Origin of the sequence: Sphingomonas sp. H160509, from assembly GCF_024124765.2 — a bacterium.
In the GTDB taxonomy this organism is placed as follows: domain Bacteria; phylum Pseudomonadota; class Alphaproteobacteria; order Sphingomonadales; family Sphingomonadaceae; genus Sphingomonas.
On sequence record NZ_JAMXSR020000003.1, the window covers coordinates 207,951 to 221,398 of the forward strand.

8 protein-coding genes and 3 pseudogenes are annotated in these 13,448 nt (G+C 54.6%); 6 read left to right on the forward strand and 5 right to left on the reverse strand.

The annotated features are described in order from the left end of the window. Positions 1 to 544: 544 nt before the first annotated feature. A pseudogene (locus NHF48_RS23065) lies at positions 545 to 814 on the forward strand (IS701 family transposase); the annotation flags it as partial. A 644-nt stretch (positions 815 to 1,458) separates the two neighbouring features. Next, entirely contained in the window at positions 1,459 to 2,241 is a 783-nt protein-coding gene (locus NHF48_RS23070) for a hypothetical protein (RefSeq protein WP_253072588.1), read from the forward strand. Positions 2,242 to 2,409: 168 nt separating this feature from the next. Here NHF48_RS23070 and NHF48_RS23075 read toward each other — a convergent pair whose 3' ends face one another. After that, a complete protein-coding gene (locus NHF48_RS23075; protein ID WP_263817102.1) occupies positions 2,410 to 2,766 on the reverse strand; it encodes a hypothetical protein in 357 nt (118 codons plus the stop codon). Between the two features lie 145 nt (positions 2,767 to 2,911). Next, positions 2,912 to 4,771: an Ig-like domain-containing protein gene (locus NHF48_RS23080; RefSeq protein WP_253072590.1), complete on the reverse strand. Its 1,860-nt coding sequence runs from the start codon at positions 4,769 to 4,771 to the stop codon at positions 2,912 to 2,914. A 1,221-nt stretch (positions 4,772 to 5,992) separates the two neighbouring features. Here NHF48_RS23080 and NHF48_RS23085 point away from each other — a divergent pair. Both NHF48_RS23085 and NHF48_RS23090 read left to right on the forward strand, forming a co-directional pair. Next, a complete protein-coding gene (locus NHF48_RS23085) occupies positions 5,993 to 6,394 on the forward strand; it encodes a hypothetical protein (RefSeq protein ID WP_253072591.1) in 402 nt (133 codons plus the stop codon). A 94-nt stretch (positions 6,395 to 6,488) separates the two neighbouring features. Beyond that, positions 6,489 to 7,515 (forward strand): annotated as a pseudogene (locus tag NHF48_RS23090) (IS3 family transposase). A gap of 491 nt (positions 7,516 to 8,006) precedes the next feature. On the opposite strand, the gene NHF48_RS23095 reads toward NHF48_RS23090, so the two are convergent. Both NHF48_RS23095 and NHF48_RS23100 read right to left on the reverse strand, forming a co-directional pair. Beyond that, entirely contained in the window at positions 8,007 to 8,417 is a 411-nt protein-coding gene (locus tag NHF48_RS23095; protein WP_253072592.1) for a hypothetical protein, read from the reverse strand. Positions 8,418 to 8,669: 252 nt separating this feature from the next. Further along, a complete protein-coding gene (locus NHF48_RS23100; RefSeq protein WP_253072593.1) occupies positions 8,670 to 10,217 on the reverse strand; it encodes a lipopolysaccharide biosynthesis protein in 1,548 nt (515 codons plus the stop codon). Between the two features lie 402 nt (positions 10,218 to 10,619). Between NHF48_RS23100 and NHF48_RS23105 the strand changes: the two genes are divergently transcribed. Then, positions 10,620 to 11,567, forward strand: coding sequence for a glycosyltransferase family 8 protein (locus NHF48_RS23105; RefSeq protein ID WP_253072594.1), 948 nt, complete (start codon positions 10,620 to 10,622; stop codon positions 11,565 to 11,567). Positions 11,568 to 11,612: 45 nt separating this feature from the next. Here NHF48_RS23105 and NHF48_RS23110 read toward each other — a convergent pair whose 3' ends face one another. Next, positions 11,613 to 12,557: a glycosyltransferase family 2 protein gene (locus tag NHF48_RS23110; RefSeq protein WP_253072595.1), complete on the reverse strand. Its 945-nt coding sequence runs from the start codon at positions 12,555 to 12,557 to the stop codon at positions 11,613 to 11,615. Between the two features lie 181 nt (positions 12,558 to 12,738). Here NHF48_RS23110 and NHF48_RS23115 point away from each other — a divergent pair. After that, positions 12,739 to 13,446: pseudogene (locus tag NHF48_RS23115) on the forward strand (transposase); the annotation flags it as partial. Between the last annotated feature and the right edge of the window lie 2 nt (positions 13,447 to 13,448).

Consider the following 13,448-nt stretch of genomic DNA (forward strand, 5'->3'; position numbering starts at 1 on the left):
TACTGAAATCGCTCAACTCAATTTTCGGTCGGGCTCTAAAGAGTCATGGCAAATCCGCAGGTCGAAAGCGGCAAGTGTTGAGCGGTTATCTTTGTAGATTGTGACGGGTTGCGCTGGCCAATGAGCTTGGAAAGTGCGGCCCTACGAAACACTCCAACCGGCAGGAACGATAGGGTGAAAGGCCGCATTCCTACGCGTAAAGTTCGGGCACCAGAACGCGGGTCACGTAGGCGGTTAGGGCGTTACCGTTTATCGCTCCATCAGACCCACAGGTACGATCATGCGAGCGCGGCTCAGACTTGTGACGAAGCCGATCCTGAGCGAAGCGGAAGGGGCGGTGGTTTTCCGGTGCTCGTGTGGCACGCTAGGTGTTTGATCCCACGGTTTGATGGTGCGATCCTTTCGTTAGAATGGAAGGAAGCCATATGGGACAGGTACGTCACGGGAGCGCCACGACCACGCACGCCGTCAGAGCAGCAATACAGCGATCGCAAGCTTCGCTCTCGACGCTGAGCAGGGAGCTTGGGATCAACCCCAAGACGGTGGCGAAATGGCGTTCTTCACAACCTGGTGCCCGGCCGGGACCGGGATCGACGCGCTCGTGCAGGTTGAAGGCCACCGCTGGGCGATCGAGGACAGCTTTGAGACGACCAAGAACGAACTCGGCCTCGACCATAACGAAACCCGCTCCTGGCATGGATGGCATCGCCACGTGTCGCTGGTCATGCTCGCGTTCGCCATGATGGCGGTGATCCGCCACCACGCAAACGAGGTGACGCCCCCAAAAAGAATGCGCACGACACCCCGGCGCTGATCCGCTGGTCCATACAAGAAGTTCGACGCATTGCCGTTCGGCTCGCCCAGCGCCGTATCGCGCCCGCCCACATCATCGCATGGTCGTTATGGCGACGAGCGCACCAAGCGGCCGCCCGCCGCGCTCACCTCAAGTCGAGAATGCAACTGTAATGCTAGCACACAACAGATCGCGCGTATGGTTTGCGGTAATAACGCCGATGTTCGTTAATGCCCAAGGCTTGTATATAAGGATGAGCTGCGCCAGATCGAAATCGAGCTGGCAGACGAATCACTCTCGCACCCCTTTCTGGATGCCTAGGCGATATTAGTCTGCGGCGTGCACAGCCTCCTTTTTGACAAAAGGGCTACCCACCGTTTGGTAACGTGGTCGGCCATGGCATCACACAGGGGTATCGAGCTCTATTTGTAAAAAAAAGCACAGCTTGGTTAACAGCCGATGCATCTTTCTCCAGAGCTAAGCGTATATCACTCTCGTTTTTTGAAGCCCGTTGGAAGTGTATCAAAATGGGCCTAGCCTAATAACAAATAGTTGACGAATTGTTAATTTGCATGCACTCGCAGCCATACGACGTCCGGAAGGCGGTTACTGCCTTCTGGCGTGGAAGTTAATTGGTGCGGCGCAAACTAACAGGGAACGATATCATGGCTCTTGGTACTAATGATTCGCTGATCACGACGGCGACGGGTTTTGACATTGCCTTCAATAACACAAATGATACGTATGATACGCTGGATTATGACGCGACCGGCAAGCAGGCTGTGGCCTTCGTGTTCGGTAACGGCATTACCGGTGACGATACGATCCAGAACTTCGACAAGAACGACTCGATCATCAACTTCCAGAAGATCTTCGACGGCAATAACGACGGCATCATCTCGTTCGGTCCGAATGGTCAGCTCGACATCGATCGTACCGGTGCAGGCAATAAGAACGCTGGCGAAGCACAGATCACGATCAGCAATAGCACTGGCCAAAACATTGATGCCCTGCGTTATCTTGGCACCAAGGGCAACGGCACGGGCCATGCTTATGCTGATGCGAGCACGCGTCTTGCTGGTATGACCGAAGGTACCGTGGGCAACGACGCTTTCAATGCCGGAACGGGCGCCAAGACGTACCTGTATGATACCGCGCTTGGCTTGAACCTGGGCGGCGATACAATTTCGAACTTTGGTGCGGACGATCGCATTGTCACCACCACGAAGGTTCATAACGGAACGGACATGGGCGCCGTGATCACGTTCGGTAAGAATATGGTTCTCGACTTGCCGGGTGACACTGACGGCATCAAGGGTGACAACGGCCCGACGCATGGCGGTCAGATTGAGTTCGTAAACCCGGGCATCGATCACCTGAGCCTGCTCGATACGAAGATGGTTGGCGGCGTGAATTATTACTACTATGGCGTCACTCCTGGCGCCTGATTTATCCGCCAGATGACCGAAATGAAGAAGGGGGGCGGTCGAAAGGCCGCCCCCTTTAACATGATATGTGCTTTAACAGCTTTTCAGATGACGAGACTGGCTAGGCCGGCAGCGGATCCATCAAGGCTATAGACGTAGTAGTTTGCACCATCCCGCGTGACCGACCCGTCAAATTCCAATGCAGGCGCGTGGCCCCCCACCGATCGCAAAGATATCAATCTCTCCGATCGCATGCTCACTACCGCTGCTGGTCAGCGCAATTTTTCCATCCACCGTCCGTGCGACGTGTCCAGTCGTGTCTAAGGCCAGTGCCTCGGTCGTCACTATAATGTCTTTCTTACCAAAGTTGGCAAGCGTATCGTGACCAAGGTTTAGATCAAGCGCTGTGTCAAAGAAGAAGGTCTGCATTTTTTTGTCTTTGACATCGCCTGCCAGACGGTCGTCACCCATTTTGCTTTCCTGCGCACCACGCGGGCGGGCTGCGCCGGACGCATAAATGTACGAACCATCGTCGCCGGTCCCCATAAGGCGAAGACTGGGCACATCTCCGATTTTCAGGATATTCGTACTCGCTGGATTCTGAAGGGCAAATCCCCCTTGGAGGTGGTGATGATCCCATCTCCGTTGCCATCGTATAGGGCTTTTTTTTAGCTCGATCACGTCGCCGCGATCAAACCCCCTGGATAGTATCGATCCCTGAGGCCTTACTGTTGTCGAAATAGAAAACATCATGCCCCAACGTAGCAATCAGCAGCTGATTGGCCACATCTGAACCATTCTGCAGCAAAGTCACGGTCGTTGGCACCTTGACTATCACTTCGGCGTTCACGTCGATCGCAACCGTCGCATTGGCCGACGCCTTGCCGTCTGAGGCGGCATAGGTGAAGTTATCGGTGCCGACATAGCCCTTCTCGGCAACGTAGCTGTAGCTACCGTCGGCTGCGAACGTCAGCGTACCATGCGTGGGTCCCTTAACCAGGCTAGCGGTCAGCGCATCGCCGTCTGTATCCTTATCGTTAGCCAGGACATTCCCTGTCGCAGGCGCAGTCCCAGTCGTTGAAGCTGCATCGTTGGCTACCGTTGGCGTGCTATTAGGCACTGCAGCGACATTGATCGCAACCGTCGCATTGGCCGACGCCTTGCCGTCCGAGGCGGCATAGGTGAAGTTATCGGTGCCGACATAGCCCTTCTCGGCAACGTAGCTATAGCTACCGTCGGCTGCGAACGTCAGCGTACCATGCGTGGGTCCCTTAACCAGGCTAGCGGTCAGCGCATCGCCGTCTGTATCCTTATCGTTAGCCAGTACATTCCCTGTCGCAGGCGCAGTCCCAGTCGTTGAAGCTGCATCGTTGGCTACCGTTGGCGTGCTATTAGGCACTGCAGCGACATTGATCGCAACCGTCGCATTGGCCGACGCCTTGCCGTCTGAGGCGGCATAGGTGAAGTTATCGGTGCCGACATAGCCCTTCTCGGCAACGTAGCTGTAGCTACCGTCGGCTGCGAACGTCAGCGTACCATGCGTCGGTCCCTTGACCAGGCTAGCGGTCAGCGCATCGCCGTCTGTATCCTTATCGTTAGCCAGTACATTCCCTGTCGCAGGCGCAGTCCCAGTCGTTGAAGCTGCATCGTTGGCTACCGTTGGCGTGCTATTAGGCACTGCAGCGACATTGATCGCAACCGTCGCATTGGCCGACGCCTTGCCGTCTGAGGCGGCATAGGTGAAGTTATCGGTGCCGACATAGCCCTTCTCGGCAACGTAGCTGTAGCTACCGTCGGCTGCGAACGTCAGCGTACCATGCGTCGGTCCCTTGACCAGGCTAGCGGTCAGCGCATCGCCGTCTGTATCCTTGTCGTTAGCCAGGACGTTACCCGTGGCTGCCGCGGTCCCCGTCGTCGAAGCGCTATCGTTCGTTACCGTAGGCGCATGATTGACTGGCACCTGCACCGGGGGTGGGGTGGAAGTCGACGTGTCGTGACTTTTGATTGTAGATATGGTCGTATTGAGATTGTCGGTAATACCGAAGTAGAACGTGACAGTCGTCGTAGCACCTGCGGCCAGAGTCCCGATATCAAAATTGATGTTAATAGACTCGTCGGCCGCCTTACTAAAGCCTTCGGACTGAGCTGTTGTATACGCAGCCGCTGCGTAGGGATCATAGTTCTTCAGGCCGTAAGTTGACACCTTCGCGCGATCATCGGCGGAATAGTAGAAGAACGGTGTTGACCCCTTGGCGGCATAGGCGGCGATCAATGCACCGTCAGCACCGTCACCACCTTGCTCGATGATGGTATTGATCGTCGTGAAACTAGGCCCATGGTCCGGATCAATCGTCCGCATATAGCGCACATTGTCCATCGCGGCACCCGTCTGATTGGTCAGGGTAATATCGACCCGCACGAAATTGGCATCATCTGCCAGAGACATGACCTGATCGATCTTCACCTTCTCGGCCGTCATGCCGTTCCAAGCCGCAGTCATCGTGTTGCCGCTTGATTGGGCACTGGTGGCGCCATCGGCGATCTGCCGCATTGAGGTGCGTTCTGCGTTAGTGCGTACGTAATGGCTGCTACCGATATCGTAGCCGAGCGAAAAGCCTTCCTGGGGGAGTACCGGTCAGCATTGTTTCCCGTGTAGCGGCCTTACCAGTGCCAAAGCCATCTACGTCCGCGACCATACCCAAGCGGATGAAACCGTTGATACTGTCGGTATATACGCTATCGGGAGCCGTCTGCTTCGTCCCCAGCGTGCCGCTGCCATTAATCCCGAGACTAATATACTTGCCTTGTAGGAATACTTCGTTCCCGAGAATTTCTTCGATCATGTGCCATCCCCGTTACCAACGAAACGACCACTTCATCCCAAATTCGCGAAGGATTTTGCATCGTTCTGCTGTGATTACCCACTACCGGAAGCAACATAGGGCGTACCGGACAACCCCACCGCGAGGTCGGTAAGGGCATTGATAATTCAGGCCGCTTGCATGATTATGAAACAGATCGGTTAAATAAAGTTTTACGATATAATTTATTGTATTGTGGTTAAATAATACTTTAGCATAAACGTGGTCAAGTGAGTAATGCCCGCGAGGGCAGCGCGACTTGCTGAAAATGTTCTGATATACCAGAGTGCGGCTGTAGCGCCGATCGGGCCGCTGCCGGTAAACGACGCCAATCAACTGTTCTCCCCCCTCGCCATTTAGCGATGTGAGCTTGTCGAGCGCAAGAAGAAGTCCGGTTCTGGGTCAGTGAAGAGCGCGTCTGGAATCAGTCAAGACGATCAGCGCGTCGCAAAGCTAAGGAGAAAGTTGCGGTTGATCGCGAGGTCACCGCCTGCATGGCAGCCATGATTGGCGTCAGCCAATCGGCCACTGGCGGCTGCTTCGGGATCAATAAGCCTAATAGTTGCTGTCACCGCTTTTTTGGTTAAGATGTTCCGTAGTATTGATTAGGTCTAGTAAAGTCTATAGCCGTGCTAGCAAGTTTAGATCCATAACGCTTTGCTCGATGACTGTCGGAACGCAAAAGGCTTAGCGCATGTGCATAACGCTATATATTCAATACTCTACAGATTTCGCGGATCGCCACTGAGCAATAGGGTACTATATACAAATAGCGGCCAACGTTAGTTATCCAACGAATGACATAAAAGAATATTAAAAATACGCGTTTTCACGAAGTATAATTTAAACAAGCGTTGTAGGGTACAGTCTAGGTATTAAGAGTTTCGTCGTGGATAAGTAAGGCGATTTCTATGCAAAATGAAGTTATTGATACGCCCCGCATCTCCGCCTCAAGTAGTAAACTGAAACGTTTTTATCTATCAAGCACCGTAATAGATTTTATTATTGCCACTACAGTCGCGGGTTTTCTTCTCTGTGCATTCATGTGGCTATTACGCTGGTCCCCAGTTTACTGGTCGACCTCCGGAAATGTAGGCCAATCACTGGTGTTATTAATCGGTATAGGTGCTTCTATGGTAGCGCTGACTTTGAAAGCCTACGTCAGTCTCTTGAAGGTACCCTCGAATCAGTTTTCCAAGGCTCTGACTGCGTTCTGTGTGCGTAGCGCTGCATCTTCATTCGGTTTTTCAAAGGCGCTGGATGGTCTGCGTAATAGAGGTGGTTCTAAGAATCTGAACAGCGGGGAAAAGTGAATTGCCGATCTGACAGGGGTCATGCTGGCCGCAAAGAGGAGGCAAAACGAGCAAGCGACCCCGCCGGAATCATAGCCCGGCATTCGAGGCCAAGGTGGCGCTGGCTGCCGTGGGAGGCGAGAAAACGCTGGCTGAGTTGGCGCACCAGTATGACGTGCATCCCAACCTCATCAACCAGTGGCGGGCGCAGCTGCTGGAGGGGGCGGCAGACGTGTTCGGCGCGGGGCCGGCAGCGAGTGAACCCGCGGTCGATATAACTGTGATGCACGCAAAGATCGGCGAGCTGCCGCTGGCGAACGTTTTTTGGCCGGTGCGCTCGGGAAAGCCGGTTTGTTGCCGAGCGCAAAGCGATGATCGACCGTGACCATGCGCTGTCGCTTGCCCGTCAGGCGCAGCAGCTCGATATCAGCCGCGGCAGCATCTACTATCTCCCGCGGCCTGTATCTCCGACCGATTTAGCGATCATGCAACGCATCGATGAACTTCATCTGCTCTATCCGTTCGCAGCCAGCCGGATGCTGCGCGATCTGATCCACCAGGAGGGCGAGGGCATTGGGCGAAGGCATATCACGACGCTAATGAAGCGGATGGGGCTTGAGGGGATCTATCGTCGTCCGAGCACGTCGAAACCGGCGAGGGGCACAATATCTATCCGCAAGCTAGCGGTGACCCGGCCGAACTAGGTCTGGGCGACCGACATTCATACGTGTCCATGGTGCGCGGCTTCGTCTATCTGGTCGGTATCGTTGACTGGCTCACCCGCCGGGTGCTGGCTTGGCGGGGGTCGATCTCAATGGCTGTCGCGTTCTGTATCGAAGCGTTGGAGGAAGCGCTAGCGCGCTATGGCAGGCCTTCCATTTTCAATTCGGATTGGGCTCGCAAATCACCAGTGCGGCCTTCACGGGTCCTGCGCCACGAAGAGATCGCCATAAGCACGGATGGAAAGAGTTGCTGGCGCGACAACGTGCCCGTTGAGTGCTTCTGGCGCTCTGTGAAATACGACAAGGCGTACCTCAACGCCTACACCTCGGTTCCCGAAGCCCGCGCTGGCATCGGCCGATCTTGCATTTTATAACAGCGTCCGGCCACATTTAGCCCTTGGTGCCAGAACACCGGACTAGGTATACTTCGGCCAGCCGCTTCTCGCCGCGGCATGATCAACCCGCGGCGATCCACTTATCCAGACTGCGAGACAGTTTTGACAACCGGGGCTACCTCTGTAGCGCTCCCGTGGCGTGCCTGTCCCATACCGCTTTCCCTTTCCATGCAGCAAAAAGAATTGCACCATCAAACCGTGAGATGAAACACGTTGCAAACCGTGCATTCGACATGCGTAGACTTGAGCAAGTAGCAAGAGCGCCGAACTTTTCGGTTCTATTTGAACTCGAGGACGAACGTCGGGCATCAGCGGACGATCGATGTAGCAACAGCGGGGTAAACCACGACCTTGCCATTGTTCTCACAAGTCGGTCCAAGGATTAGCTTCGTTCCTGTGACGCCAGGCTTAGTCCATTGCATGCGCATCGTTGGCCGGACGTGCAACTCGCAGGCATCGATGCGGACGGTGGTGTTACTGCCTTGAAAGCCCACCAATAGCCCGTTCGGATTGCTGTCATAAGCGACCAGTTTTTTTGATATGCAGATCGCAGGCGACTGCGGGTGAGCGCAGGCAGGATATATGCCCCCGCCGCGGGTTGCGGCTGACAATATTTTCTGCCGTCGTATGGCCCCAGACCTTCAAGCTCACACCGCTGCTCGCCAGCGTAACTGTGCCAGTAAGCTTTGTCGTCGCCTTGGTGTCAATCGAGGCATCCCAAAAATTTGAAAACGAACCGCCCTTAACGGTAAGGAACGTTCGCTGCGCTGCCATTACTCCGTCGGTGTTCGGAAACCTAATATTTGGCTTCACCATCGGATCGTAGCTGCCAACCACCGTAACCCCGTCCAAAATCAGGTTTCCGTTTTGGTTGGTGAACGCTGCGCTGATTTTCTCGGGGGGGCCCGACGTGCCGCCAAGTTCCACCCTGTACTGTGACTGGTCCCGAACCGTCCTCGATTTCAAGACAATCGTCCCGACAGGTTATGCTCACATCTTTAATCAGCACGTTGTCGAGAGTGTGAGTGCCCTTGGAGTGGGGCGCTCGCTTCCATACGCCATAGATTTTACCATTGTCGACCAACGGACCGACTGTGACGCGGTACTGCTGCGCCCATACGGACGCGGCGAGCAGCGCGATGACGCAGGAGACTGCGGCCAGTTTGAGAATGACGCGCATCAGATCTTCTTCGCTTGTGAGGACACGGACTTCGATCGGCCATTGATTTTTTCGAGAATGCCAGTTGGCATTCCAAACGTCTGAAAAAGTTCAATTATCGCCCGACGAGAAGGATTGAATATCATAGCCATCAGTCCGCCAAGAAAGGCAGCGCCGATCAGACAGGCTAGTTCAATGACCGCCGGTCGTGAAGATTGCCAAAGCCATATTTTCGTAAGCAAACACGACACAGTGCAGACCAACCCGATCGGAAGCGCCGGAAGCAATTGCATCATCTGGTCTTTGGCGGTCACAGGTCCTTTGCGTCCGGCGATGTTCACGCGGATCACGCAGACTATGGCACTTGAAATTGAATAGGCCAGAGCAATGCCGACAAGACCAAACATGACACCGATGCAAACCGAGGCAACGCGAAACACCATTTCCGCCAGCCCGATCGTCCGCAGCTCATCGGACCTGTCCTGCGTCATGAACAGATCGTTGAGGCTATAAAGGAGACCCATAAGAGCTAGGGCCGGTGCCAGAATGGAAAGCATTACGCCCGCCTCGTCCCATCTCGGCCCCAGCAGAACAATTGTTAGCGGCCGTCCGGCAAAGGCGAGAAGGACGGCAGACGGAACCAGTAACGTACTAAGCGTGCGAACGAGATTCAGGTAGGCTTCTCGATAAGCCGCGGGGTCCGCGCGCAGATGGGTGAGGAGAGGCATGGTCGCCTGGGCGATAGGTTGTACCAGATTTTGGTTCGGCAGCGAGAATAAGTTCTGCGCGCGGTTGTACTGCCCTAAAGGTGCTGCGCCCATGGATTGGCCGATCAGAATCGCCCCAAGGTTGTCCGACAAGAACGTAGATATTGTGAACACTGACATGTTCGCGCCAAATTTTAGGATCTCGCCAAAGCCTTCGATCAGGCGCGGACGTCCGGGTACAAACCGGGATTTTAGAACGTAGAGTGATCCGCCTGTCACTTGCTGCGCAAGATTACCAAAGACAATAGCCCATACGTCATGCCTAACTAGAGCAACTGCTAAAGAAACGGCGAAATTGACGGCAACAGCGACCGTATCAATCCAAGCGATTTCTGCGAACCGCATATCGCGCAGCAGGATTGAGCGATGTTGCAGTGACACGCCACCGCACCAGAACCCTAAGGCGGAGACCAGCACGGTCAATGCGACCACCGGCTCCTTGTAGAAATCCGCGATGAAGGGCGCGGCAATGGCAAGACCCAGGGCAAGCACCGTCGTAGTGGCAGTATTGAACCAGAAGAGGAAACTGCGTTCTTCGGCTGACACGATGCGTTTGCGAAGTAATGCTGACGTGACGCCGAAATCGCGAAACATTTGTGCCAGAAGCAGAACCATGCCGGCCATGCTCGCCAACCCGTACGCCTTGGGACCGACCAGCCGCGCTATGGTAACCGTCGATAGCAGTCCCACCCCGACGACAAAGAAGCGCCGCAGCAGGAGCATTAATGGCGCCTTCTTGTGCCGCCTTTTTTGCTTCTTCCTTATCCACCATTTTCTCCAATCAACACGCTGGAACGCCATACGATCGCCGTGCACAGCGCCAGAGCGCTGCCATAGCTGAGCAAAAGCAAAAGGTTTAGCCTAGCGGTGACAACAGTTTAAAATGCGGCTGAGGGCTTCGTACGCATTGGAACCTTTATCGACCCTGTCAACTTAGCCAGAAGTCCGATTTGGGGGTCGTCAGCGATCGCCCCCTTATTCTCAAGATAGGTACAAGGATCGGCCAAAGCCTATCACGTGCCCTCATAGAGCAGGCACCGCCCTCAAACCGAAGCGACCCAGGGAGGTCGGTTCGAGCCACATGAGGTTTGATCATTACGATCCACTTCGACGCGAGGAACAGCTATTTGAGACAAGCTCTTGGCGGGTGCGAATGGTCGCTCTAGGAAGGCGCTGACGCACCGGCGCGTCCGGAGGAAGTACATGGGCCAGCAACAGCGCGATATCGTGCATTGCGCCTTCTCGACCGATGAGAATTATGCTCAGCATTGCGCAGGGGCGATGGCGTCTGTGCTAGCTAACAGTCCAGATTTAGCATTTCACTTCCACCTGATTCAGGACGCCTTGCCGCTCGATACACTGGAGCGGCTCCGCACCACCATCGCCAGCTTTACGAACGGCACACTCAGCGTCCATACGCTGGAAAGCTCAACCTTCTCTCATTTTCGCGTGGATGACCACATAACGCTCGCTGCCTATTATCGACTGTTTTTACCGGTGCTTTTAGGGCCGGAGGTGGAACGTATCATCTATCTCGATGCCGACCTGGTGGCTCGCCATTCACTGCGCCCCTTATGGGAATGCGATATGGCAGGGCACCCGATTGCAGCGGTGTACGATACCCATGGAGAGGGAAGTGCGGAACGCCTTGGGATGCCAGCAAACCATCCCTACTTCAACTCAGGCGTGCTAGTCATCGATCTAGCGGCGTGGCGCGCGCGCGACGTACTTCCAAAGTTTGTTGCGTATATCGAGGCTAATTTCGGCCGGTTGCGCTATCATGATCAAGACGTGCTCAACGCCGTGTTCATTAACGATGTGCATTACCTAGACTTGCGCTGGAATACCCAGGTGCGTACGCGTACGTCGGACGTGGCAGGCGCTGTGATCGGAACAGCCGATCCATTTGCCAGTTTGGCTGATCCCGCGATCGCGCACTTCACCGGCAATCGCAAACCATGGAGATTTCGTGATCACGTACGGTTTGAGGATGAATATCTTCGATATTTGGCACGAAGCGGTTTTGCCGATTTCCGTCAACCTGACAGGACGAAGTTCGCGTATCTAACACGCAAAATTAGGACGCGTTTCCCAAAAAGTGCGCGGGCCTATGACGGTATTGCTTGGCGCCTACGAAGGATGACGCGCTGATATAAAGTAAGCACTCCAATCAAAGCTAGTTAGCTTTGTACACTGTTAATCCCTGCCGCGTGTCCATAGCCCTGCTACTCGCCCAAAGGCCGCGGGCGCACAATTCTTCAAATTCGCGAGCGCCGCAGCTCCAAGAGAGCGAATGTTTTTTCCTTTGTTCAAGCTTGCGGCAATCAAGATTCTACTTACTTCATCATTATCACGTAGAAGCTCTTTGAGACCCATACTACCGAGCTTGCTGCTAAGTTCAGACGAGGGTCTAGCCATTAGTGCACCGGCATTGCCGAACCGTTCAAGCGGATCATAACCATGGCGTTCGCGTATCACAGCACACTGTTTGGCAAAATCGCCGTAATGAGCCTGTGCCATTAATTTTAAGGCATTTGTATTGATCGAATTTTCGAACTGCCGTCGTCGATACAGGGGTTCTGGTACCGTCAGAAAAGACCCGTGCTCCGCCATGCGTAACCATAGATCGTAATCTTGCCCAAGTTGAAAGAATGGGCGGTAACCGCCAACACGTTCAAACAGTGGCTTGTGGAACATGGCTTCCCCATGTGTCATCGGATAAGTCTGAAGAAGTTCCGTAAAGTCCATCGCAGTACCCAGTACACGGTTACTCGTTGGTAGGCGCAATTCACTTGCCTCATTGGTAACCATGCAACCTGCTACAACAACCTTAGGGTGCGCTTCCAGTGCAGCTAGCTGCCTTTTAATTCGAGTTGGCGCGGAAATATCGCCGGATCCGTGGATTGCAATCACATCACCTTTTGCAGACCTCACTGCGCGGTCGATCGCAATGGTAAAGCCTGTGTTCTCCTGAACCCTCACATCGAGTCGGTGGTCTTGCAACTTACGCAGTTCTGTAGCGGTGCCGTCGCTAGAGCCGTCATCGACAACGATAATTTCTAGTGAATCGTGCGTCTGCGCTAGCAGGCTTCCGACGGATGCTGCGACATGTCGGGCTCGATTGTGGAACACTGTGACCACTGAAACCAGTCTACTCATACTTACGGATATGCCCTATGCATCGGTCCACCACGGACTTTGTACATGAAAGTGCATATCTGGTTGCAAGCCACAGGGCTACTGCTGACGCCCCGCCTGCTTTTAGGTCCATTTTTGTATGAGAGTTTTCGGCTTTGAGAAGCCTTTGGGCAAGGAGCTGGAAATAAAGAAATCTAGGTACAAGGACGAGCAGATTGCCTTCGCGCTGAAGCAGGCGGAAACTGGCACACCGGTGGCCGAGGTCATCCGGCGAATGGGGATTTCGGAGCAGACGTTTTACCGCTGGAGAAGGTGTACGGCTGTACGGCGGTCTCGGTGTCGGCGAACTGAGGCGCTTGAAGCAGCTCGAGGATGAGAACCGGCAGCTGAAACAGCTGGTTGCCGACCTGAGTCTGGACAAGCACATTTTGCAGGATGTCCTGTCAAAAATCTTTGACGCCTAAGCGAACAGCGAGGTTGCTCGGCGCTGGGCGTCGAGCGGTCGTCGTTGCGCTACATCTCCCACAAGCCGGATCAGGCACCGCTGGTGATGCGCATCCGTGATCTGGCGGCAACGCGGACGCGCTATGGCTATTTCCGGATCTACATCCTGCTGCGCAGGGAAGGATGGGTCGTGAACCACAAACGCGTCTATCGGCTATATCGGAATGATAGACTGGGCCTTCGGCTCAAGAAACCAAGACGCAACGTTAGCGCTGCCAACCGTGAACGCCAACCCGCGGCACTGGCGGCGAACGAGATGTGGTCGATGGATTTCGTCTCGGATGCCCTGTTCGATGGCCGGCGGTTACGAACGCTAACCGTGGTTGACGCATTCACCCGCGAAGCTCTGGCGATTGACGTCGACCAAGGGATCAAAGGCGAGCAGGTGGA